Annotated in this window: 26 protein-coding genes; 22 read left to right on the forward strand and 4 right to left on the reverse strand. The window is 42.5% G+C overall.

The annotated features are described in order from the left end of the window. Window positions 1-23 precede the first annotated feature (23 nt). From NSQ66_RS13615 to NSQ66_RS13660, 10 genes are all read left to right on the forward strand, one after another. The gene (locus NSQ66_RS13615) at window positions 24-467 is read left to right on the forward strand and encodes an NUDIX hydrolase (protein WP_038574424.1); all 444 of its coding nucleotides are present in this window, start codon (window positions 24-26) and stop codon (window positions 465-467) included. Window positions 468-570: 103 nt separating this feature from the next. Further along, window positions 571-1,674 (forward strand): PRK06851 family protein, encoded by a 1,104-nt coding sequence (locus tag NSQ66_RS13620; RefSeq protein WP_076141461.1) that lies wholly within the window; start codon window positions 571-573, stop codon window positions 1,672-1,674. A 161-nt stretch (window positions 1,675-1,835) separates the two neighbouring features. After that, window positions 1,836-2,552 carry an AzlC family ABC transporter permease gene (locus NSQ66_RS13625; protein ID WP_038570649.1) on the forward strand — a complete coding sequence of 239 codons (717 nt, stop codon included), beginning with the start codon at window positions 1,836-1,838 and terminating at the stop codon, window positions 2,550-2,552. Continuing rightward, window positions 2,549-2,860 carry an AzlD domain-containing protein gene (locus tag NSQ66_RS13630; RefSeq protein ID WP_076141460.1) on the forward strand — a complete coding sequence of 104 codons (312 nt, stop codon included), beginning with the start codon at window positions 2,549-2,551 and terminating at the stop codon, window positions 2,858-2,860. Before NSQ66_RS13625 ends, NSQ66_RS13630 begins: the two co-directional genes overlap by 4 nt. Window positions 2,861-2,891: 31 nt before the next feature. Then, on the forward strand, window positions 2,892-4,397 hold the full coding sequence (locus tag NSQ66_RS13635) for a PLP-dependent aminotransferase family protein (protein WP_076100922.1): 1,506 nt from the start codon (window positions 2,892-2,894) through the stop codon (window positions 4,395-4,397). Between the two features lie 36 nt (window positions 4,398-4,433). Then, window positions 4,434-5,423: an ROK family protein gene (locus NSQ66_RS13640; protein WP_076141459.1), complete on the forward strand. Its 990-nt coding sequence runs from the start codon at window positions 4,434-4,436 to the stop codon at window positions 5,421-5,423. Between the two features lie 18 nt (window positions 5,424-5,441). After that, a complete protein-coding gene (locus NSQ66_RS13645) occupies window positions 5,442-5,774 on the forward strand; it encodes a PQ-loop domain-containing transporter (RefSeq protein WP_080742697.1) in 333 nt (110 codons plus the stop codon). Between the two features lie 31 nt (window positions 5,775-5,805). Further along, window positions 5,806-6,696, forward strand: a complete 891-nt coding sequence (locus tag NSQ66_RS13650) for a serine/threonine protein kinase (RefSeq protein WP_081390133.1) — start codon at window positions 5,806-5,808, stop codon at window positions 6,694-6,696. 26 nt (window positions 6,697-6,722) lie between these two features. Then, the gene (locus tag NSQ66_RS13655) at window positions 6,723-7,163 is read left to right on the forward strand and encodes an NUDIX domain-containing protein (RefSeq protein ID WP_076141457.1); all 441 of its coding nucleotides are present in this window, start codon (window positions 6,723-6,725) and stop codon (window positions 7,161-7,163) included. Window positions 7,164-7,227: 64 nt separating this feature from the next. Then, the gene (locus NSQ66_RS13660; protein WP_076141456.1) at window positions 7,228-7,761 is read left to right on the forward strand and encodes a hypothetical protein; all 534 of its coding nucleotides are present in this window, start codon (window positions 7,228-7,230) and stop codon (window positions 7,759-7,761) included. Between the two features lie 12 nt (window positions 7,762-7,773). Here the strand turns inward: NSQ66_RS13660 and NSQ66_RS13665 are convergent, their stop codons facing one another. Then, on the reverse strand, window positions 7,774-8,208 hold the full coding sequence (locus NSQ66_RS13665; protein ID WP_038570671.1) for a DUF4395 domain-containing protein: 435 nt from the start codon (window positions 8,206-8,208) through the stop codon (window positions 7,774-7,776). 96 nt (window positions 8,209-8,304) lie between these two features. Between NSQ66_RS13665 and NSQ66_RS13670 the strand changes: the two genes are divergently transcribed. The 3 genes from NSQ66_RS13670 to NSQ66_RS13680 all read left to right on the forward strand — a co-directional run bounded on the left by NSQ66_RS13670 (window position 8,305) and on the right by NSQ66_RS13680 (window position 11,425). Continuing rightward, window positions 8,305-8,610, forward strand: a complete 306-nt coding sequence (locus tag NSQ66_RS13670) for a hypothetical protein (protein ID WP_076141455.1) — start codon at window positions 8,305-8,307, stop codon at window positions 8,608-8,610. Between the two features lie 740 nt (window positions 8,611-9,350). Beyond that, window positions 9,351-9,920: a TetR/AcrR family transcriptional regulator gene (locus NSQ66_RS13675; RefSeq protein WP_076100919.1), complete on the forward strand. Its 570-nt coding sequence runs from the start codon at window positions 9,351-9,353 to the stop codon at window positions 9,918-9,920. Between the two features lie 50 nt (window positions 9,921-9,970). Next, the gene (locus NSQ66_RS13680) at window positions 9,971-11,425 is read left to right on the forward strand and encodes a DHA2 family efflux MFS transporter permease subunit (RefSeq protein ID WP_339279734.1); all 1,455 of its coding nucleotides are present in this window, start codon (window positions 9,971-9,973) and stop codon (window positions 11,423-11,425) included. Window positions 11,426-11,544: 119 nt separating this feature from the next. Here NSQ66_RS13680 and NSQ66_RS13685 read toward each other — a convergent pair whose 3' ends face one another. Next, window positions 11,545-11,904, reverse strand: coding sequence for a hypothetical protein (locus NSQ66_RS13685; RefSeq protein ID WP_141118520.1), 360 nt, complete (start codon window positions 11,902-11,904; stop codon window positions 11,545-11,547). A 210-nt stretch (window positions 11,905-12,114) separates the two neighbouring features. Beyond that, a complete protein-coding gene (locus NSQ66_RS13690) occupies window positions 12,115-12,696 on the reverse strand; it encodes a hypothetical protein (protein WP_339193009.1) in 582 nt (193 codons plus the stop codon). 83 nt (window positions 12,697-12,779) lie between these two features. Between NSQ66_RS13690 and NSQ66_RS13695 the strand changes: the two genes are divergently transcribed. From NSQ66_RS13695 to NSQ66_RS13720, 6 genes are all read left to right on the forward strand, one after another. Next, the gene (locus NSQ66_RS13695; protein ID WP_076141697.1) at window positions 12,780-13,112 is read left to right on the forward strand and encodes a PadR family transcriptional regulator; all 333 of its coding nucleotides are present in this window, start codon (window positions 12,780-12,782) and stop codon (window positions 13,110-13,112) included. Beyond that, entirely contained in the window at window positions 13,109-14,434 is a 1,326-nt protein-coding gene (locus NSQ66_RS13700; RefSeq protein ID WP_076141696.1) for an FtsW/RodA/SpoVE family cell cycle protein, read from the forward strand. The genes NSQ66_RS13695 and NSQ66_RS13700 overlap by 4 nt, the downstream gene beginning before the upstream one ends. Window positions 14,435-14,493: 59 nt before the next feature. After that, a complete protein-coding gene (locus NSQ66_RS13705) occupies window positions 14,494-15,405 on the forward strand; it encodes a hypothetical protein (RefSeq protein WP_076141695.1) in 912 nt (303 codons plus the stop codon). Between the two features lie 14 nt (window positions 15,406-15,419). Next, a complete protein-coding gene (locus NSQ66_RS13710) occupies window positions 15,420-16,184 on the forward strand; it encodes a M15 family metallopeptidase (RefSeq protein WP_212592214.1) in 765 nt (254 codons plus the stop codon). Window positions 16,185-16,316: 132 nt separating this feature from the next. Next, entirely contained in the window at window positions 16,317-17,057 is a 741-nt protein-coding gene (locus NSQ66_RS13715) for a copper amine oxidase N-terminal domain-containing protein (protein ID WP_076099343.1), read from the forward strand. Window positions 17,058-17,304: 247 nt separating this feature from the next. Then, complete coding sequence (locus NSQ66_RS13720; protein WP_081390145.1) at window positions 17,305-18,804, forward strand: DHA2 family efflux MFS transporter permease subunit; 1,500 nt, start codon at window positions 17,305-17,307, stop codon at window positions 18,802-18,804. Between the two features lie 62 nt (window positions 18,805-18,866). Here NSQ66_RS13720 and NSQ66_RS13725 read toward each other — a convergent pair whose 3' ends face one another. Beyond that, the gene (locus NSQ66_RS13725) at window positions 18,867-19,760 is read right to left on the reverse strand and encodes a DMT family transporter (RefSeq protein WP_076141704.1); all 894 of its coding nucleotides are present in this window, start codon (window positions 19,758-19,760) and stop codon (window positions 18,867-18,869) included. A gap of 128 nt (window positions 19,761-19,888) precedes the next feature. Here NSQ66_RS13725 and NSQ66_RS13730 point away from each other — a divergent pair, with 128 nt between their 5' ends. The 3 genes from NSQ66_RS13730 (at window position 19,889) to NSQ66_RS13740 (ending at window position 23,100) form a co-directional block, all read left to right on the forward strand. Continuing rightward, window positions 19,889-20,764: a LysR substrate-binding domain-containing protein gene (locus tag NSQ66_RS13730; RefSeq protein WP_076141694.1), complete on the forward strand. Its 876-nt coding sequence runs from the start codon at window positions 19,889-19,891 to the stop codon at window positions 20,762-20,764. A gap of 354 nt (window positions 20,765-21,118) precedes the next feature. Further along, a complete protein-coding gene (locus NSQ66_RS13735; RefSeq protein WP_076105574.1) occupies window positions 21,119-21,868 on the forward strand; it encodes a sulfite exporter TauE/SafE family protein in 750 nt (249 codons plus the stop codon). 188 nt (window positions 21,869-22,056) lie between these two features. Next, window positions 22,057-23,100: a LacI family DNA-binding transcriptional regulator gene (locus NSQ66_RS13740; RefSeq protein WP_036678305.1), complete on the forward strand. Its 1,044-nt coding sequence runs from the start codon at window positions 22,057-22,059 to the stop codon at window positions 23,098-23,100. The last annotated feature ends 9 nt before the right edge of the window (window positions 23,101-23,109 follow it).

Here is a 23,109-nt window from a genome sequence, read left to right on the forward strand (position 1 = left end):
ATAGTTTATTGAGCGATTATATTATGGAGTTAAGAAAGCTGGTAGGTACCAGACCGCTTATAATGGCAGGAGCCTGTGTTTTATTGTGCAGCAATCATCAATTATTATTGCAACGTAGAACGGACAACGGGTGCTGGGGTTTGCCAGGTGGTTCAATGGAGCTTGGGGAGACTTTAGAAGAGGTCGCTAAGAGGGAGCTTTTTGAGGAAACAGGCTTAACAGCCAAAGTTCTTGATTTGTTCGACATGTTCTCTGGAAAAGATCTTTATTATAAATACCCGCACGGTGATGAAGTATATAATGTTGTGGCTGCGTATCTATGCACGGACTTTGATGGGGCGCTAAAAGTAGATGGAATTGAGGTGCAAGAATTGCGTTTTTTTAGTTATGAAGAATTGCCAAGCGAGCTGTCTCCTCCAGATGTTCCCGTCATTAAGAGGTTTATGGATCGTTTTGTTTGTAACTGAACCGGCTAACGAAACCACATCTCACTCAAAGCGTCACCTTTCCCTGGGTACATTAATAAGATGAACAATGAAACATGACATCAGCCCGGAAAGGTGTGCGATTATGGACGGAACAATCCTGAATTTCTTTGCTGGCGGCAACACAGCTCACGGCTTCTCTAACCTCTATGAGTCGTCATTGCAAGATTTAACGCGTTTGTTTGTTTTAAAAGGAGGCCCCGGTACGGGGAAAACTAGAATCATTCGAGAAATCGGAGATCTTCTGGCTCAACAAGGTTATGAGATCTGGTTAATTCACGCAGCGTCAGATAATGATTCACTCGACGGAGTGGTTATTCCTGAATTAAAAGTAGGAATTATAGATGGTACGGCTCCACGGGTCATTAAGCCAGAATTGCCTGAAGAGGCCATCGTACATGTGAATTTGGAGCAGGCCGTCGATACGCTCCAGTTAAGCCAGCGTTGTGTTGAGATCGACAGCTTAGTTGATCAGTACACGGAAGAGCATGAACTCGCTTATTCAGGCTTTGCTGAAGCACTCCGCATTCATGACGAGTGGGAAGCGATTTATATTGCGACAATGAATTTCCAAGCCGCTGATGAGCTGACTCAGGAGTATATTCAACTTCTGTATGGTGATCAGAACTTCGAAAAAGTAAGCCGGGTGGATCACCGTTTTTTAGGTGCAGCTACGCCTAAGGGTGCAGTGGATTTTGTACCTAATTTAACCGCAGGACTAAAAAGATATCTTGTAAAAGGTCGCGCGGGATCCGGTAAATCTACACTTTTAAAAAAATTGGCAGCTGAAGGAATAAAACGTGGTGTCAATGTTGAGATTTACCACTGTGGTTTCGATCCGAACAGTCTTGATATGATTATCGTACGCGAGCTTGGGTTTGCTATTTTTGACAGCACAGCTCCGCATGAGTATTTCCCTGACCGTGCCACCGACGAGATTGTTGATATGTATTCACGGTGCATACAGTCAGGTACGGATGAAACTTTTGCCGAAGCCATCGCAGGTATTAAAGAGCGATATTCCAGCACCATGAAACGATCCATTCAACATCTGACAGATGCCAAAGTATTTTTGGATGAGTTAAAGACAATCTATGCCGCCGCTACAGATTTTGACCATGTAGATCAGATTAAATCCCAAATTCAACAAGAAATCAGCGGGATTGTGGAAAGTCCTCAGGAGGTTTAACCTTCATTAAAGATCGCTCTCTTAGCGGGCGGTCTTTTTTCTATGTCAAGAAATTGGTATGGTACATACGCACCCATGCGGTTATTTCCACAAGAATTGTATCCAAGTATGCTCTCTCTAGGGACAACGATAAGGGACAACGATAAGGGAGAGAGAAACTTATGAGTGATCAGAAAGTGATGTTTAGAAAGGGTCTTAAGGATTCTGTAGCTATTGTTGCAGGATTTATTCCTGCTTGTTTTACGTTTGGATTGGTCGGTAAGGGATTAGGCCTAGGGAGTCTGGAAGTGTTCTTATTGTCAGCGCTCGTATTTGCGGGAGCCAGCCAATTTATTGGCGTGAAAATGCTTGCTGCTGGGGCCGCCGCTCCAATGATCCTGCTGCTTACGTTGATCATTAATTTAAGATATTTGTTTATCAGCCTATCTTTTGGGGGTCAGCTTGACCGTACAATCAATCCTCTGGCCAAAGTCTGGATTGGGTTTAGTTTAACAGAAGAAGTGTACGCTGTTAGTATGATCCCCCGCAATCATTCAAAAGAAAATATAACTCTTCCATATTTGCTGGGTCTACAAATTCCTCCGTATATAGCAAATTTGCTGGCAACAGCTGCGGGAATATCGCTGGCATCCTACATTCCGGCTATATACTTACCTGCTTTGAACACCTCATTATATGCCTTACTGATAGCACTAATAGTGCCACAACTAAAGGGAAGCATTCGGAATTTGGCCATATGTTTAGCAGCGGCGGGTTCTTCATGGCTTCTACATCCCGTACTTGGAAACTCCTCGATACTTGCAGCTATGTTAATTGGTATGGCAGTAGGCTCCTTATTTCCAGAGCAAGCTGAAGTAGAAAAGGAGGTATCCGTATGACTATTCTGATCATTATCGGGATGGCAATCCTTACATTTTCATTTCGTTTTGTACCTTTGCTGCTGACAAAGCATACGAATGGCTCTTCCAAAGTCCAAGCTTTGTTGGAATATTTGCCTATCGCGGTTCTTAGTGCTTTAACGGTTCCTGGGATATTTCAGGTGGACGCAGATGACAATCTTGTAGGTATCGCTTCGGGTATAGTCGCTGTTATACTGGTATTAATTAGGAAAATCCCGCTGTTACTCGTGATCTTAGGTGTTGTTTCTGCAGCACTAATTGTAAAAATCCTTACTATGAACCATTAAGAAAACCCGGATTAGAAGGGTAGGAAATCTTATGAAGCATGAATTACTGATTACTCTCGATAAACAAAGACCCATTCCATTAAGCCGTCAAATTTATGAGCAGGTTCGTAATGCTATCCATTCAGGAGCTTTAAGTGGGGGGGATTCACTGCCTCCATCAAGGACTTTGGCTAATCAACTGGAAGTATCCAGAAGTGTAATTCTTCAATCCTACGAGCTACTTCAAGCAGAGGGTTATCTGGAGATGAGAAAAGGGGCAGGAACCTATATAGCGGGGCTGCCGGTGGAGGAGAAGAACCTCCAGGATTCTGAGAACCCTTACAATTTTATAACGAAAGGTCCTGATTTCCTTACACTCAATCCTTCTTCTATTATAGAAAACGACTTGAACACAGTATTATGTAATTTTCGGCACGGTGTACCTGCATGGGACGCATTTCCAATGGATCAGTGGCAAAAAGCATTAATGAATGCCTGTCGTCGTGCATCTCCTGATACTTTGGGTTACGGCCCGGTCGAGGGCTCTTTGGGACTACGCCAAGAGATTGCACGTTTATTACGGTCCACACGTTCGATGCCCGTGGTTCCGGAGCAAATTGTGATTACATCCGGGGCAACGCAGGCATTGGATATATTATCGAGAATTTTTGTTTCAAAAGGTGATCATGTTGTTGTTGAAGATCCATCACATAACGTTGTGCGGGAGATTTTTTCGTTCGCTGGAGCGGTGGTTACACCCATCAGAGTTGACCTAGAGGGTATCTCCGTAGATGAGCTCCAAGCAAGCTGTGATCACATCAAAGAAGGTCCTCATAAAAAACCAAAACTAGCTTATGTCACTCCTTCGCATCAGTTTCCTTTCGGGGTGACCCTGTCGATGAAACGAAGAGTGCAGTTACTGGAATGGGCCAAAGCCAATCAAGCTTTTATTATTGAAGATGATTATGATAGTGAATACAGGTACGAGGGTCCGAAGCTATCATCACTTGCTGGACTAGATGTTGACGGTAGAGTAATTTATGTAGGCAGTTTTAGTAAAGTGTTATTTCCTTCTCTGCGCATAGGTTATGTAGTATTGCCTCCGACTCTGATGCAACCTTTTTTGGCGGTCAAATGGATAACAGATCGTATGTCTTCTGCTCTGGATCAGGAAGCGTTGGCGGAATTTATTCAGAATGGACATTATGCAAGGCATGTTACGCAGATGGGGAAACTTTATGCTGCCCGCAGGGCTTGTCTAGTAAAAAGTTTGGATGCTGAATTTGGCAGTCGTGTCCGCTATTATGGGGAAGAGGCGGGTCTTCATTTATTAATTGAGCTGGAATCTGGTGCCGAAGAGCATCGTATAGCTGAATTGGCGTTACGATATGGAGTTCGGGTCTATCCTGCGTCTTCTTATTTTGTGGGCAGTAAACCTCAAGGTCCTGTCTTTCTACTTGGTTATTCTAATCTCACCGAGAATCAGATTAAGATGGGTGTGAACCGCTTGATGTTAGCTGAAACGGAAGCGGCAGCGGCAGTTAGTACTAGAACTTAATCGAAAGCGATAGAATATCTAATTCTGGAGGTTTTTATGAAACGGTATATGATAGGGATTGATCTTGGCGGAACCAATATTAAAGCAGGGATTTACGATACTGATTTTATAGCTGTTAAAGAAAGATCTATACCAACAGAGGCTGCTAAGGGCCCAGCCCATGTGTTGGGACGGATTAGAGAAGCCGTTCGTTTAATCACGGATGAAGCGAATATTCCATTAGATTTGGTAGAAGGAATGGGAATCGGAGTGCCAGGATTACTTGATCCGGTAGCGGGAATTTCTTTTTTTTCACCGAATTTTCCGGATTGGGAGCATGTACATGTTGTAGATGAGATGAAAAAATTCTATGACTTTCCTACTTTTATTGATAATGATGTTAGGATTAATCTTTATGGTGAATGGCAACAAGGCGCAGGAAGAGGGTATAACAATCTGGTTCTGATTACATTGGGAACGGGATTAGGGTCAGGTATCGTGAATGACGGAAAAGTGATCTACGGTACGTCTTATAGCGCTGGTGAAATTGGGCATATGAATATGTACAGGAATGGGCGTCCCTGCAAATGTGGTAGCTCCGGTTGTTTGGGGCGATATGTGTCCGCTATTGGCATGGTGAATACTTTTAAAGAGAAGCTGAAAGAAGGTCGAACAAGTATTATTCAGACTTGGACTAAGGGTCAAGATGAGCAAATTACCGCGTTAATGATATCTGAGGCTTACGAACTTGGAGACGCTCTCTCTATGGAAGTAATGCAGGAGACTGGAACTATACTTGGATTTGGATTAGCGAATGTTGTGGATATCCTCAACCCGGATCTTATTATTGTAGGTGGGGGAATGGCAGCGGCGGGAGATAAATTGCTCCAACCCGTAAGAGAGACTGTGCATCAGCATGCGTTGAAGCTATCAAGCAGGAAGTGTAAAATTGTTCAAGCAGAGCTTGGGAGTCGGGCAGGAACTATAGGTGCGGCCTCTTATGCATATAATAAGCTGCAAGATGCAGGAAAATTAAACTTTGCTTAGTGTTATTTGTTTTTTTACATGAAATGGAACCAGATCGAGCCGCCCGGAATACAACTGTATAAAATCCGTGGAGGTGCTCTTATGTTTGCCATCATGCAATTAATAGGTGGAGTGATTCTTTCTTTGGGATGGATCCCGCAGATTGTTCAAATCCTCAAATCAAAATCCGTAGCCGATTTAAATCTCAAATCGTATTTACTTATGCTGCTCGGGATTAGTCTAATGGAAGCTTATGCGATCAGTTTGGCGGTTACGGGGGTTGGATTAGCTTTTTTGATTACGAATACGATGTCTTTATGTGTTGTATTGCTGGTTATTATTCTAGTGATTAAATATCGAACAAGACAATGAATGAAGCTTATAAATTTAATCTAGATAGTGAATGCAGGAGGTTAATTTGCGCGAAAAAAATTATACATATGAAATCGATGCGGTAACTTTTCAATTGCAGGAAGCCTGTGATTTTGCTTGGTTAACTAAGCTGGGAAAAGTGTTTAAAGTGTTCGATCAGCAAGACTCCGGAAATCTTTCTTTTGGTGTGGAGCAGGATGGAAAGAAGTTTTTTGTGAAATTTGCTGGAGCGAGACCTTTGACTTATGCCGGCAATCCTCAGGATGCTGTTAACCGATTAATTGAAGCTATTCCGTTATATAAAGAACTTAGATCTGATGCGCTGATCACGCTACTGTCGCATTATGAGGTTGAGTCAGGGTATGTAGCAGTCTTTGATTGGTTTGCAGGTGAATGTTTACATTCGCATTGGCTATTTGCGGGAGAAGCGAAGCTGAGTCATCCGGAGTCGCCTTTTTTTCGTTATAAGCAATTATCCGTTGAAAAACGTCTGTCTTCATTAAATGTAATCTTTTCGTTTCATGAACATGTTGAGTGTCGAGGGTATGCAGCTGTGGATTTTTATGACGGAAGTATTTTATATGATTTTGTAAACGATGAAACTAAAATTTGTGATATTGATTATTATAGACTAAAGCCTACTGTAAATGATCTGGGAGAGAACTTCTGGGGTTCATCCAGATTCAAGTCACCGGAAGAGTTTAGCTTGGATGCGCCGATTGATGAAGTTACGAATGTATTTAATATGGGCGCCACAGCATTTGTTTTATTAGGAGGAGCATCCGATCGATCGTTTGTAAAATGGGAAACCAGTCAAGCCCTCTACGAGGTAGCTTTACGGGCCGTCAGTGCGGTGAGGGAGCAGCGGTATCGGAATGTAGCAGAATTTAAATTGGCTTGGGATGCGGCAAAAAATGTTTGAGGCTGGTGGGAAGGCGAGGGATATAATTGCAGGTAAACTTTTTTGATTGGGTAAAGGAAAAAGAAGTTGAGCTGAAGTACGTTGTTATTATGGTTAAACACGGTGAAGAATGGATCTTAGCGAGGCACCAGGACCGTTCGACGTGGGAGTTTGCCGGAGGACATATAGAGGTTGGGGAAACCCCGGAGCAGGCTGCTGCCAGAGAATTATATGAAGAAACGGGTGCGGAACAATTCTCACTTTTTCCAATAGCTATTTATAGGGTCACTAGTATCGACGCTCCAGAAAACTATGGTAAGTTATATTTAGCAAATGTGGAACAGTTCGCTGAACTTCCTCCTTATGAGATGGCTGAGATCAGAGGATTTACTGAGATACCAAAAGAGCTGACGTATCCCTTGATTTACCCAGCTTTGATATCAAAAGTTCAGGATTTCATTAACCATTCATCTTCAGCTGTAAGATAAGAATGATAGCCCTGCTGTTGTCACATGATATGATTAATAAATAGAACAAGCAGGAGGGATTTCATTGAAAAGAGACATTCAGCATGTACCCTATGGCTATGAGCCACCAGTTGAGCAACGTAAAGGGACTTTAGTGTTTTACGATTCTTTTGAACATATAACAGATCAAGAGCTTGAAGTGGCGGCAAAAACTGCAGCAGACCGGCGTTTCACTAAACTGGTGTTATATCCACTTCATGAGGAAACGGTGCGACGGATGACCAAAGAGCCGGTGAGCGCTTATTATAAGCGAGAGGACCGGCTGCATGAATGGAAAAGAGAGCAAGGACGTAGCTTTATCACGGTAGAGAGTTTGGAAGGGAAGCGAAAAAAGTATACTCCGCTTGATTCTGCGCTGCGGCATCTTTTGGAGATCTATCCTTCGCCGATTTTTCTGTATTTAACGCCTGAGGTGGCGAATCAGTTTGCGTCTTATTCTTCTTTTGAAGAGTGGATTGTAAAGATTCGGTTATTGTTGCCAGCTGCACCTTCATCACTGCATCCACGGTTACTAAAATTTCGCCATCGCTGGGATGTTGTTGGAGAAGAGAAAGATTAAGAATTAACAAATTTAATTTGTGCTGCTTTGTTTACGTCTGTAATTGTACATTCTCCATTGATAATGGATAAAACATCCGATACAAAAACCAAAAATCGCCACAGTGGCAGCCACTGCAACGAGCGCTGTGAAAATGTAAGCTGCGATCGTCCAGCCAACGATGAAGCTGATCAGACCCCCTGCGAGGCAGAAGACAGCTATGCTTTGATTAAACTGTTGTTGTGACCAGTCTTCGAGTACATAGTGGGAACGCTCTTTTGTCAGAAACCTGGCAGCTAGCTTAATGATGGGATTATAACCGAACAAAAGACCGAGCAATCCGGCAAACAAGGGCAGCGCTAGTATCCAGTGTTGTCCTGTTAGCCATGTTAATATTACAGAAATGACGATAAACGCCTGATTAGTTTTTACTAATGGCCGGGCGATTCCTTTGGGCACGTTTTGCATTTTATTCACACCTTTCTCATTGGAATAATTATAGTATACGCTGGGATTGTGGGAATGGGAAGTAGATAATTTCGTGCGAGAGTGGATTAGTGAGGGATGGAGAAGGTATGGAGATGGCTGGAAGCGGATGGGGAAGATGGGGCGGATGGAGGTAGGTGGAGCAGATGGAGCGAATGGGGGCAGATGGAGCTGATGGAGCTGATGGAGCAGATGGGCTGGATGGAGGCAGTTGGTAATTTATTGAGAAAATACAGATGGACATTAATAGCATCCCACCCACCTAGCATGTTACGTCCTCATCTCCTCTCGACAGCACATTGGGCCTTCTCTCCTTTACCGCATCTGGTTCACTCCATTTCCTTCAGTCCAACTGATCCACTCCATTTCCTTCAGTCCAACTGATCCACTCTATCACCTTCACTCCATCGGACTCCAGAGTCCTTATTTGCTCGAAAAGTAACCTTTTGAAAGATTAACGGACCCCAATGCAGCTATGAGCACAAAAAGGGAGGAAATCAGCTCCCTATGAGCGGAATAGCGTCGCTCAGGTCCGAAAATGTGTCCAAAAGCCTGATTTAGCGCAAATAGCTGCATCTGAGTCCGATAGAAATGTTAGCTTGAGAGCAAAGTGTAGTACATGGAAAACAAAAGTGTGGGAGTAAGTGCGAAGCAAGGGAGTACACGGACAAATGCATGCGCGGAAATAGTGTGGGACAAGTGTAAGAACTAACGAAGCTAATAGCTCGATGGGAAGTAAATGTGATGTAGAAGGATGCTCGAAGTTAGGAGCGATCGGACCCCAGAGTTCTTATTTGATCGAAAAGTAACCTTTTGAAAGATTAACGGACCCCAATGCAGCTATGAGCACAAAAAGGGAGGAAATCAGCTCCCTATGAGCGGAATAGCGTCGCTCAGGTCCGAAAATGTGTCCAAAAGCCCGTTTTAGCACAAATAGCTGCATCTGAGTCCGATAGGGAGGATGGAGCTAACCCAACCCAACCCAACCCAACCCAACCCAACCCAACCTCCACGATCTTCCACCAAAATTACTTTGAATTTAAGTAATTTATGTGTTGACATATCTCTTTAAAATATGGTTTTATTATGTAGACCAATTGTTATAATGCAAAGGAAGTGTCAGCTTGTCGAACAAGCCGAATACGCGTGAGGCGATTTTGGACACAGCTTCGAAATTGTTTTTTTCTCAGGGATATCATGCAACAGGACTGAATCAGATTATTAAAGACAGCGACTCGCCGAAGGGATCTCTTTATTACTACTTTCCCCACGGCAAAGAAGAACTGGCTTTAACATGTATTAACCGGACTAGTGAAGTTGTCGCTCAGAAGCTTAGACATCATATGGAGAACAGCAAGAGTGCGTCTGAGGCAATGGAGGATTTCATTCTAGGAATGGCTAAAGATGCAGTGGAGTCCTCATACGAGGGGATAGTTCCGTTTAGTTTTTGGTTAGCGGCGGAAACATCCTGTATTAGTGAAGAGCTGCGGACAGCATGTAAATCTGTGTTTATGGACTTGCAGGATGTGATCAAGAAACGTCTTTTGGATGAAGGCGTAGAGAACAAGCCCGCGGCCGATAAGGCTTCAGTGGTAATCTCTTTATTTGAAGGTGCGCTTCTCCAGACGCTGACTTTTCGGGATGAACAACCGCTTCTCGCGGCGGCAAAGATTATCCCAGCAATACTTGGTTAGATACAGACAAATAGACAAGATTATCAGGAGGATTAAGGGTGGAAGCAACTATGCAAGGGAATCAACAAAAAGAGGTCAAGAAGTTTAAGACTATTCCGATTCTTGTCTCTTTATTACTAGCAGGTTTTATCGGAATGTTCAGTGAAACGGCATTAAATGTTGCTTTAAGCGATCTAATGAATGTCTTACAAATTACCCCAGCAACAGCACAATGGTTGACAACAGCTTATCTGCTTACACTGGGTATATTAGTACCAATTTCGGGGATGCTGCTTCAATGGTTCTCGACGAGACAGCTGTTTATAGCGGCTTTATGTTTTTCAATTCTAGGAACATTCCTGGCAGCAGTCTCACCTAACTTTGAGTTCTTACTTACAGCAAGAGTGGTTCAAGCTATGGGAACAGCGCTTCTGTTGCCACTGATGTTTAATACAATCCTTATCATCATTGCTCCTGAAAAACGGGGGGCTGCAATGGGGATGATCGGACTGGTTATCATGGTTGCTCCGGCGATTGGACCTACCATTGCTGGACTTCTAATTGAAAGCCTCAGCTGGCACTGGATTTTCTGGTTGTCATTGCCATTCTTGGTGATTGCATTGATATTCGGGATTCTGTTCATGCAGAATGTAACAAAGGTGACGAAACCAAAAATTGATATCCTCTCCATTGTGTTATCTTCACTCGGGTTTGGCGGTATCGTGTTTGGTTTCAGCAGCGCGGGTGAAGAAGCGGGCTGGGGAAGTCCGAAAGTGATCATTGCGATCATCGTAGGTGTAGCAGCATTGTTATTGTTTGGACTTCGTCAAATGAAGATGAAGGAGCCAATGATTAATCTGCGTGCTTTTAAATATCCAATGTTCGCTATTGGTGTAGCTATGGTATTTATCTGTATGATGGTTATTCTGTCCTCCATGCTAATTCTTCCGATGTACCTTCAACAAGGACAAGGTTATACAGCTTTCAAAGCAGGTCTGTTGCTGCTTCCAGGCGGAATTATAAACGGATTGATGTCCCCAATTATGGGTCGTATGTTTGATAAATACGGTCCGAAATGGCTCGTTATTCCAGGTCTGATTATTGCAGCGGTAGCCTTGTGGTTCTTCTCCAGTATTAGTGTAGCTTCTACGGTTGTGTTCGTAATCGTACTTCACAGTACGCTTATGATTGGTATTTCGATGGTATTTATGCCGGCACAAACAAATGGTATTAACCAGTTACCACTAGAGCTATATCCAGATGGTACAGCTATCATGAATACACTGCAGCAGGTTGCTGGTGCAATTGGTACTGCATTAGCAGTCAGCATTATGTCCGCGGGTTCAAAAAGCTATATGAAAACTGTAGAGAACCCAGCAGATCCAGCTAATATGTTACCTGCGTTTACGAACGGTGTACAAAATGCTTTTATTTTCGGAATGAGTATGGCGATTGTAGGACTAATTCTTGCTTTCTTCATAAAAAGAGTAGTTGTTAATCATAAAATGAATACTCCAATGCATTAATAATTAGAGGAATTCGATTAAAAGGAGTGCTAACTGGCAACAGTTCTAGCACTCCTTTTTTGTCGTCAATCATTGTGTCCATTCCATCATATATACTCGTTTTAATTCCACGTTAAGGATCACGATACAGTAGCTATCATCATCTTTTTCTTATAGTAATATAATCCACTTTCTTCGAGTTCTATAAGGTTCGCCCAAAATAATTTTTCGTATTTGGCTTTTTCATTTGGATAAATGGCCATCACGGAATCTTTGAAGCTTGATATTCTCTCTTTTAAGGGGTCAATGGATTCAACATTGAGGGGATGCCAAAATGCTGCGTCTTTGATTTCTATGAATTGCTTTTCGTTGTAATTTAATACGTAATAGCTTTCGCCATCCCCATGGAAACTGGGTGGACTTTCAAATATCACTTTTGACTCTGTAGGTTTAGAGATCGCTATTCCCCAATTTATCTTCCACGCCTCATAATAGGTCAAAGAATTGTTATGGAGCATATATCCAACGAAAATAACTTTGAAAAGAACGAAAAACTCCAGATGGCTATTGTTGTTTTTTGCATGGTAGATCTCCTCAAAATGTCGCTTGTATTACCATTATTATACATGGGAGAGTGGGGAATAGGGATGGAATAAGGGGGGGGGAATAAGAGGAACTTTACATACATAGATTTACGATGTATAGTTGTCCTAGGTATAAAAGGATAAATAATATTCATGTATACAGATATTAGTCATTGGACGAAGAAGCAAATCAACGGTATAAATCCCGTAGAATGAGCCGAATCCGGACGGAGGAAGCAAATCAACGGTATAAATCCCGTAGAATGAGCCGAATCCGGACCGAGGAAGCAAATCAACGGTATAAATCCCGTAGATTAAGTCCACGCCGGCCCGGGGGTGCAAATCAACGGTATAAATCCCGTAGAATGAGCCGAATCCGGACCGAGGAGGCAAATCAACGGTATAAATCCCGTAGATTAAGCCCACGCCGGCCCGGGGGTGCAAATCAACGGTATAAATCCCGTAGAATGAGCCGAATCCGGACCGAGGAAGCAAATCAACGGTATAAATCCCGTAGATTAAGCCCACGCCGGCCCGGGGGTGCAAATCAACGGTATAAATCCCGTAGATTAAGCCCACGCCGGCCCAGGGGTGCAAATCAACGGTATAAATCCCGTAGATTAAGCCCACGCCGGCCCGGGGGTGCAAATCAACGGTATAAATCCCGTGGAATGAGCCGAATCCGGCCGGTCCAAGGATGCAGATCAACTACTATGATGAGTGAAATTTGTTTAGTGGATCAGATACATCCACGCCAATTGTAAAGTTTAGAATTTAGGAGGTGTTAGCCGTTGAAAGTAAGTAAAGAGATGCTGAAGGGCAGTACGGGAACGTTGATTCTGACTCTTTTACTGGAGAAGCCATTATATGGTTATGAGTTGATCAAAGCGCTGGAGCTGAGATCTCAGGGTGTTTTTTCATTAAAAGAAGGAACCTTGTATCCGATTCTGCATGCGATGGAAAGTGAGCGCTGGGTAGAGGCTTACTGGATGGAGGTAGAAGGAAGGAAGCGTAAGTACTATAGAATCCTGGATGAAGGTAAAGAGAAACTCAAGGAGAAAAAAGCAGAATGGGTTATGTTTAAAGGTGCAGTTGACTCCGTTCTGGGAGAGGGTGGTGTATGATGAAAGAGAGGCAGCAGCAATTTTTGGATGTAGTGTGTGCAGAGATTAAAGCGAAAAAAACTCACCCAGAGATACGTCAAGAATTAGCTAGTCATCTAGAAGATTTAATTTGTGAAAAAGAAGCCGACGGTGTATCACGGGAAGAAGCCATAGCTTGGGCGATCGAACAAATGGGGAGCCCGCAAACGTTAGGGAAGGAACTTCATCTAATACATAAACCACATGTACCTTGGGGATTGTTTGGAGTTGTAGCTTTGTTATCCGCGATCAGTCTGATCGGAATGAGTTCTGTGGATGTAGGCTACAGTGATATCGTTAAGGGTTCTTTTTTGGATAATGCGTTTAGACGCCAAGCGATAAATATACTCATTGGAATTGTATTGATGTTTGGATTGTATTTTATCGATTTCAGAAAGCTGAAAAGTTTCTCGTGGGTATTATACGGAACATCAATAGCCGGAATTCTGTCGAGTATATTCTGGGGGATAACAATAAATGGAGTGAATTATGGTCCTAGGATTTTTTTGATCTTACCTGATATGACATCCTATCGTCCTTATGTTTTGATAGTCGCGTTAGCAGGGATTTTAGTGAATCGCAAGGAATCGGCTAAAAAGAAAACTTGGCGGAGTGGTTTGTTCAACATAAGCATTCTGTTAGCACCTGCCTTGCTTCTAATCTCTTTAAACTCTCTTCCAGAGCTTGTGGTGTATCTAATTTCTTCATTAGTATTATATGTATGGATTACTCGCGATTGGATAAAGAGTGTAGTATTATTAGGGTTCTTTGTAATAGTTGGACTAATGTTCATCTTCAATAGCGACTACCTGATGGTCAGAATCATTAGTGCTATAAATCCCTCTTTAGATCCAGACGGTTATGGCTATATATACCAAGTAATGCGTGAAGTTATTAGTTCAGCGGGTTGGTGGGGGCACGGATTCGGAGCAGTAGAACAAAAGCTGCCGTATGTCTACTCAGATATGTTGCCTGTCTATCTTATTCATTGTTTTGGTTGGGCGGGGGCACTGCTTTTGCTGGCAGTTATCTCCTGGTTCTTCATCAAGCTTCTATCTACGATACGAGCGATTCGTGAGCCCTATGGACAAGCTCTAGTGTTGGGTTTGGCATTTTTGCTAGCGATAAGACTAACCTATGGTCTTGCTATTTTGAGCGGTGGAATGATGCTGACTTCTATCCCGTTCCCTTTCCTGAGCTATGGGAGTCATGTGTGGTTTGAATATGCGGCTATTGGACTTCTGATGGGTATTTATCGTAGGAAGGACATTGGAGGCGTCCAGGATAATACTGTACTAAGTTAGATTCAGGATCCTCTCGTATGTCTAATTATTAAGTATGAATACTTAAGGGAGGTCTTTTAATGGGATGGAAAAAAACAGGCTTGTTAAGTGTTGCCTTTGCCCTAGGCTCTATGGGAGGGTTTGGGAGTATACATACAACAGATACTGTAGCTGCCGCAACTGTGAAAGAATCTGCAAAAGTCTATAATCAATTCCAGCAATATGTACAGAAGCCGGCATCTCTGGCTAACGCACGGAATTATTTGATTAACCATATCAAAGAAGTGGATACCTGGACAGCAACTCTAATGACACTCCAGCTCGAAAATGCACAGAAGGCATATTTACCTGTGTACTCTGAGAAGGTTTTTCCGGAGAATGTTCAGAAAGAGATAAATAATGCTTTTTCCAAAAGCAAAAATCTAACCTACAGCACACTCCTTAATTCGATCAAAGATGCCAATGTACGCAATATGTTAATTGAAGGACGGGATAAGGGATATAAGCTGGAGACTAGTGAGGGCATGTACTATCCAGTGATGCATTATGAGGGCTTCAAAAGCTTTAAGCCGTATGTCACGAAGGACATCGCAGCTTACATTGACATCATGGCCACTGAATCGAATCAACCAAGTGTATTTGATGCAGCTATTGTGATTAGTTGGACAGAGTTAACGAACAGGGCGCTAGCACTGGAGGATTTTGTGACGAAATATCCAGCTTCCAATCGGTCAACCGTTTTACAAAAAGAGCTGCTTAATGCAACTTCACGCTTATTATATGGGTCAAGCAACACACCAGCTTATGACTATGATGAGCAAATAATCAAACCTGAAGTGAAAAAGGCGTATGAGAATGCATTAAAAGGAAACAAAGGCGACACCAGAATCCTAATGATTTTAGAAAAACTACTACAGTTACTTGATTCCACGAATAATAAACTCACACCTGAAGTGGAAAAATTTCTGAATCAAACGGTTAATTCGAAATGAAGAGGCGGGATCCTTTGAGAACCGGATTTAGAGGAACAAAAATCATAGTTTTCGCATTTGTGCTGTTGTTATGGACAAACACTATTGTTATGGGCAGCGCAGATGCAGCTTACGTTGGCTCATCTACAGACAATGTACTGCAGCAAATGCAGCTGGAGAAGAAAAACAGCCTGCCGCAAGGATTTGTCTATTTGGATGAAGTAATTCCTACTGCTCAATTTGAGATTCGTTATTACGGAGACAATAATTTTGTAGGGAAGCGGATTGATGGATATAAAGCGCCTTTAGCGATCTTTTCAAGGACTGCGGCTACAGCCTTGAAGGCAGTAAGTGAGGATTTAGCCAAAAAAGGATATATCCTAAAAATCTATGATGCTTATCGTCCGCAGACCGCGGTGAATCATTTTGTAAGATGGTCACAGAATTCCGCGGATACTAAGATGAAGCAGCAATATTACCCGCTACTGGATAAACGTAATTTATTCAAACTCGGATTTATAGCGAAAAAATCAGGACATTCCCGTGGCAGTACCATCGATTTAACGATCGTCAATAAAGAGACCGGTGTAGATGTAGATATGGGCAGCCTGTTTGATTTTTTCGGAGATATCTCTTTTTATGATACATCGTTAATCACCAAGACTCAGAAAGCAAATCGCGCAATTCTCAAAGAGGTTATGGTGAAGCAAGGCTTTAAACCTTATAGTAAGGAATGGTGGCATTTTACGCTGATAAAAGAACCTTTTCCAAAGCAGTATTTTGACTTCAAAGTGGAATAGTTATTTATAAGAAGCGGCCCAACATAATGTTGAACGGCTTCTTTTTTTTGCTTGTCTTGATTATCATTAGGATTAGCACATGCTGGAAACGCACATAATACTTGTAATAGATAAAAGGGAGGTTTCGAACGGATGATCAAAATGGCAGCGGTTGTTGTGTTAGGTGTTCTATTTTTAACTAATGGATTTGGTGGATTTGCCGCTCCAACAGTATGGGCAGACTCCGGCCAGGTTAGCGTAATTTTGAATGGTAAAGTACTGGATACTGATCCCCATTCAGCCTTCAACAAGGGTTCCACAGTCATGATTCCGCTCAGAGAGGCTTCTAATGCATTGAAATATAAAACAACATATCAAAAAAGTTCAGAAACTATAACACTAACAAGGATAAATGAAATAATTAAATGGAAGCTTAACGAACATTTGGTTAGCATCAATGATACACAAGAGTTGTTTTTTAAAGATGATATCGAATTCAGAGAGGATCATATCTACGTTCCAATCTCTTTTTTTAAGACTATTGGTTTAGTAACCATATATGATGGTGATTCCAATCAAGTTGAAGTGTATACCCCTGAAGTGACAGCGAGCGTTATAGCGGGGTTACTGGTCGGCGGTAAATATAATGAATTATCGGAGCGATATCATTATGATGTGGTCGTAAATAAGCAGAGCTTAAATGGATTACTGGAAGACTGGAAGCAAATTACGGTAAAAGCCGGGAATTATCATGGGATTAAATCTACAAAAAGTAGCTATAACGAGGATCAATTTTCTATTCGCTGTGTATTGGATTTTGCAGAGACAGAGATTCCACTTGAAATTATATTGAACACATCGGGCAAAATTATAGAATTAAGAGAGACGCTCTAATCGGAAAATGATTCCATGATGACTATGCACATTTCCCAAGCAAGAAGATTTAAGGGGATCATGCATAGTCTTTTTGCTGTTCTAATATACATTTCAAGATAATTTCTGAAGGGTATCGTAAACTCGATGTGTTTTTAATGGAAAAAATGGTTTTATTTGTTGACTTCGAGATTCATCGAATGTAAATTAAAATTTGAAATAATCAATAAAGCATTTAATTAAATTAGAGAAATGAGTGGAGTACTGGATGACAAAAACTATGACTGGAATGAGTACTGCAGAAGATCAACCATTTTCGTTAAAAGCAATCATCCCCCCGCTTCTTGCTATTATTGTCGGTATGATTATGGTTATTCTGGATGGTACTGTTGTGAATGTGGCCGTTCCCAAGCTGGTTGATTATTTTGCTTCCGATCTCAAAACGATTCAGTGGGCGATTACGGGTTATACTTTAGCTTTAGCGGCTGTAATCCCACTCGCGGGCTGGATGACCGATCGTTTTGGATCGAAACAAGTTTTTCTGGCAACTCTTACGATGTTTATTCTTGGCTCTATGTTATGTTCGGTTGCACAAAGCTCATCTCAGCTCATTATTTTTCGAGTCATTCAAGGTCTTGGCGGGGGGATGGTTGCTCCCATTGGGATGGCGATGGTTTTTAAATTAGCTCCAGTAGAACGTCGAGGTTCTATTATGGGGATGCTTGGTATTCCAATGCTTTTAGCTCCGGCACTCGGTCCAGTCTTATCCGGTTGGCTGGTGGAGTACGTAAGCTGGCACTGGATCTTTCTGATTAATGTACCTATTGGAATCGTTGGCATTATTCTTGGTGTTAAATATTTGCCGAATTCTGAAAAAAAGAGCAAAGGCAAACTCGATATCCTAGGCATTATCCTTGCCCCAATTGCCTTCTCTATGTTGGCTTATGGGGTGAATGAAGGCGGTGGAACAAGCTGGTCGTCTACTCCCGCTATTGTTGGCTTATCTGTTGGAGGGGTTGCATTGATCCTTCTTGTCATTGTGGAGCTGCTTCACAAAAATCCGCTTTTACAACTGCGAGTTTTCCGTTCGTCGGATTTCACTCGGGGTATTATTTTAACTTGGGTTATGCAAGCCGCTTTGTTTGGGTCCATGTTATTTGTGCCCCTTTATCTGCAGCAGATTAGAAGCTATACCCCGCTGGAGACCGGCCTAATTCTACTTCCGCAGGCTTTAGCTTCAGCAATCGGAATGCCGATTGGCGGCAGGTTGTTTGATAAGATCGGGGCTCGTCCGCTGGCGTTTGTTGGACTTAGTATCATTACGGTCACCTTGTTCCTGTTATCCGGAATTAGTGTTTCAACAAATTTATCGTTAATTATGACATACCTGGGTTTCTTAGGTTTTGGTATGGGTCTAACGATGATGCCTTTGAATACTCATGTTTTGAATGCTGCTCCACGTGAATGGGTGGGAAGTGTAACTTCACTTACTGCTGCTGCTCAACAAGTCGTTGTTTCATTTGCTATAGCTGGAATGACAGGTTACCTGACTAGTCAGATCGCTGTTCATATGGGAGCACTGAAAGCGGGAAGTAATCCTTTGACAGCCGCAGTTAGTGGTTTTGATGATGTGTTCTTCCTGTCTGGCTGCATAGGTGTGGTAGGTGTATTAATGAGTATTATTTTGCGCAAGCCTAAGCTTTCCGCTGGCGATCCTTCCTCTGGAGAGGGACAGAAGGCAGATGCGGCGATGATGATGGGGCATTAATTGAACCAATAAACATAGAAAAGGCGTCGTTCAGCTTGTATAGTTGAACGACGCCTTTATTGTTATAAATGCTCTGGTTTCTTCTGAGCCCACGATGCGGGGAGTGTTGCTTTACCAAGCAATTCAGAAGCCACGATTCCGAGCAGAACAAGCGCTGCGCCAGCATAACCCTGCATCGATAACTTCTCAGCAGCGAACCAATAACCAAACATCGCAGCGAAGACCGGCTCAAGGGAGAAGATTAGTCCGGTGCGGGTCGGTGAAGTATATTTTTGAGCAATAGGTTGCAGGATGAAGCCACAGGCACTGCATAAGATACCAAGCGCAAGAATTGCAGTCCAACCTGGCAAAGTAGACGGTAGCGCAGGTGTCTCGAAGAGTGCGGACAACACTAAGGCCAACCCTCCGGCAAATCCTAACTGCAAGATTCCGATATTCAGGGAATCACATTCTTTTACCGCCTTGCCTGTAAATAAGATCTGTACCGCATAGAACACTGCCGAAAGGATACACAGGAAATCACCCGGCTGAATAGTTAAGGTTGCATTTAAGGTAAGGAGTCCAATCCCGGCTATGGCGAGGATGGAGCCGAACACTTGTGGAGGTGCAACTCTTTTTTTGAAAATAACTCGATCCAAGATCGGTACAAAAATAACCGTCAACGCAACTAGAAATCCTGCGTTTGAGGTGGTGGTTGTTTGAAGTCCGAAGGTTATACATGTGAATACGCCGAGCAGGAGGAATCCGAGTAGGGCGCCATATTTTAATGTTTTGATGTCTACTCGTCTTAATCGTTTGTGGAATATCATAACGGCTAATATAAAAGCAAGTCCGAAGCGCAGTGCAATCAGATTGAATTCGCCTAACGTACCTAACCCCATTTTCATAAATATGTAGGAGGAGCCCCAAAATAATGTTACAACTAACAGCAGCAGCTCAGCTTTGAGCGGTTTCATCTCTTCATCCATCCTTCTTCATTTTCAACTCAATATAGTATAATACGGCTCTATACATAAGGTAACTGAATGTTTATCATAGAATACATGAGTAAAACTTATGCAATTTATAAGGGTGGGAACAGAGGTTGAGCATTAATAAATATGAGATTTTTCTGAAAGTTGTGGAGCTAGGCAGCTTAACAAAAGCAGCAGATGTACTGGGTTTTACGCAATCCGGAATTAGTCACACCATTAGCAGCTTGGAGATGGAGTTTGGGTTCGCGTTATTAATTAGAAATAGATCCGGTGTGAAATTGACGGTAAACGGAGAACAAGTTCTGCAGCCTATCCGTGAAATCTTGAAGTGGAACGAGAAATTGAAGCAGGAGGTAGCGGACATCCACGGGCTAGAGATTGGCACGATTACCATCGGTACGTTCACCAGTGTGTCTGTGCATTGGCTGCCAGGGATGATTAAGCAATTTCGCAGTGAATACCCTTATATAGAAATCAAGCTGATGGAAGGCGGTTATTTGGAGGTTGAGCAATGGATAGAGGCTGGAGTGATCGACTGCGGTTTTATTTCACTGCCTACACGTGAGAAGTTTGATGTAATTCCTTTAAAAAAAGACCGGATGTTAGGGATTGTATCTAAAGAGAATCCGCTAAGCACGGAGCCCTTTCTTTCCTTATCGCAAATTGCTAAGGAGGATTTCATTATCCCGAAAGCAGGTTCGGATTATGATGTTAGACGTGTGCTGGATAAGGCGGGGATTAAACCAAATGTTAAATTCTCTGCGGGTGATGACTATGCCATTATGTCTATGGTGGAGAAGGGGCTTGGGATTAGTATTTTGCCAGAGCTTGTCTTAACCCGGCAAAATTATAATGTAGCCATGTTAGAATTAGAGGAACGAAGTTTCAGATCGTTAGGAATTGCTGTCCACTCTATGAAATACGCTTCTCCCGTCACCAAAAAATTTCTAAAGCATGTGCAAGTGTGGCTGAAAGATAACGCCTAAATAAATACGTCAAAAAATAAGAAACTGATACCTCTTCAACGTTAGGGGAATCAGTTTTTTTTAGATACTTAGTTGTTTTTTAGAAAAAGGGTAATACATACGGGCCTCTGTAATCGATTTTAAGGGGTTTTCGTTAATTATATGTATATCTCCATTATTGTGTAGTTATAACGGCAATGTGATGGATTTTAGGGATGTTAAAATGCGCGTTTGTTCTCTATCGATATCTGTTTTTTAGCGAATGATATGTTATAATTAGAAGAGTGGGAAAAAGAAATGTATTCCAGATGATCTGTCTATGTGATGATTTTATACACAATTACGGATGGATGAGATTAGGAGGGGGATAAACGATTGTCCGTTACAATAATTACACTAGTCGTAGTAGCAGTATTTATAGGTGCCTTGATGAGAACCATGTTTGGTTTTGGTGAAGCGATTGTGAGCATGCCACTGCTTGCACTGCTCCCGATTCCTATACATACCTCAGTTTCTTTGATTGGATTGGCAGGCCTCACGGTTGCCTCACTTACAGTTGTGAGTGGGTGGCGGCATATAGAACGACCTATTCTGATTCGATTAGCACTCTCAACAGTGATAGGAATTCCTGTAGGACTAGTTATGCTTTATTTAGCACCTGCAAGTGTAATTATGACTGGACTTGGTATATTTTTGATTGTTTATGGAGTTTATTCAGTGATTAAGAAGAGAATAGTTAAGACGATCGATCATCCCTTGCTTAAGGCAAAAGGCTGGGTGTATCCCTTCGGATTCGCTTCGGGTGTACTTGGCGGTGCTTATAACTTTAATGGTGTCCCGGTCGTGATCTATGGTACTTTACGACAGTGGAATCCTGATCGCTTTCGGGGTACGTTGCAAGCTCATTTTCTTATTTCTGGTGTACTTGTTGTAACTGGTCATGCTATCGGGGGATTGTGGACTACGGATGCTCTTGTTCTTTATGGATATTCTATTCCAGCAATTATCTTAGCTACAGTGCTCGGTGTATATGTGAATAAACGTATTCCTGCTAAGAAATTTGAGAGTTACTTATTTCTGATTATCATTTTACTTGGTGTCCTATTGCTAGTACCTCGCGGATAGTTGAAAAGAAATAGAAAGACGTTCTTCTCCTTAGTGTATACGAACGTCTTTTAAATTTATCCAATCTTAGGGTTGACGAAGAGCCTTGTTCATGAGAAAATGTACGCGCGTACATTAAATGAATGCGTTTTCGAATAGTATATTGAACGAGGCTAAATGTCACTGTTCATAACCTATGAGAAGGAGGAATTTATATCGCCAGCCGTAAAGAGGTTGCCGAGCTTGCAGGTGTGTCAGAAGCCACAGTATCTCGCGTGTTAAATAACGTTGGCCCGATTAAGGAAGAAACGAAGGAACGTGTGTTGGCAGCTGCTCTGAAGCTAGGCTATACCCCTAGTTCACTCGCTCAGAGCTTTGCACGTAGACGGAGCGGGAACTTGGGTGTAGTGATGCCTTATTTGCCGAAAGCCCGCTTGTTCTCCACTTATTATTTTTCGGAAATATTAAGTGGAATAGGGAGCAAGGCGCGAGAAGAGGGTTATGATCTGTTAATGCTGTTTCGGAATGCCGAAGAGCCAATGGATTATAGCGGGTTGTTTAAGATGCGGAAGATCGATGCTTGCATTGTGCTTGGCGCTAAAGAAGAGCCAGGTGAGCTAGCCTCACTCCGCCGTTTGAAGGAAGAAAACCATCCTTTTTGTCTGATTAATCAGCATTTTGCAGGGGAAGCTTTTCACGAGGTGGATGCCGATCATGTCGAAGGAAGCTGGCAAGCGGCTAAACACTTACTGGAACAAGGTTTTACGAGGATTGCTTTTCTAAATGGGCCTGAATCTTATTCCAACAGCCGAGATCGTCTAACGGGGTATGCCCGCGCTTTGGCAGAGGTGAATCTTTCTGTAGATTCTTCACTTTTGTTCGAAGGTAACTTCAGCCGGAAAAGCGGGATTATAGCTGCCAAAGAAATGTTGCCTCTGCTGGATGAGATTGATGCGATTATGGTCGCCAATGATCGGATGGCCATTGGTTTGCAGCAAGGGCTGCAGGAGCTAGGAATACCAAGGGATCGCCTGCCAGCTATTGTGGGTTATGATGATTCGGAAGCTGCGGAGCTTACCACACCTGCATTAAGCAGTGTGCGGGTTCCCTTTTACGAACTAGGTGAACTTGCCGCAGCCCAAATCATTGAATTGCTGGGAAACAATCTGGCAGATATACCCGCACCAGCCGTACAGATCAAATTACCGACAGAACTAGTTATACGAGCTTCATCTAAATCTATCAACACTTAGGAGGAATAA

It is taken from the genome of Paenibacillus sp. FSL H3-0329, assembly GCF_037963285.1.
Taxonomy (GTDB): Bacteria; Bacillota; Bacilli; order Paenibacillales; family Paenibacillaceae; genus Paenibacillus_AQ; species Paenibacillus_AQ odorifer.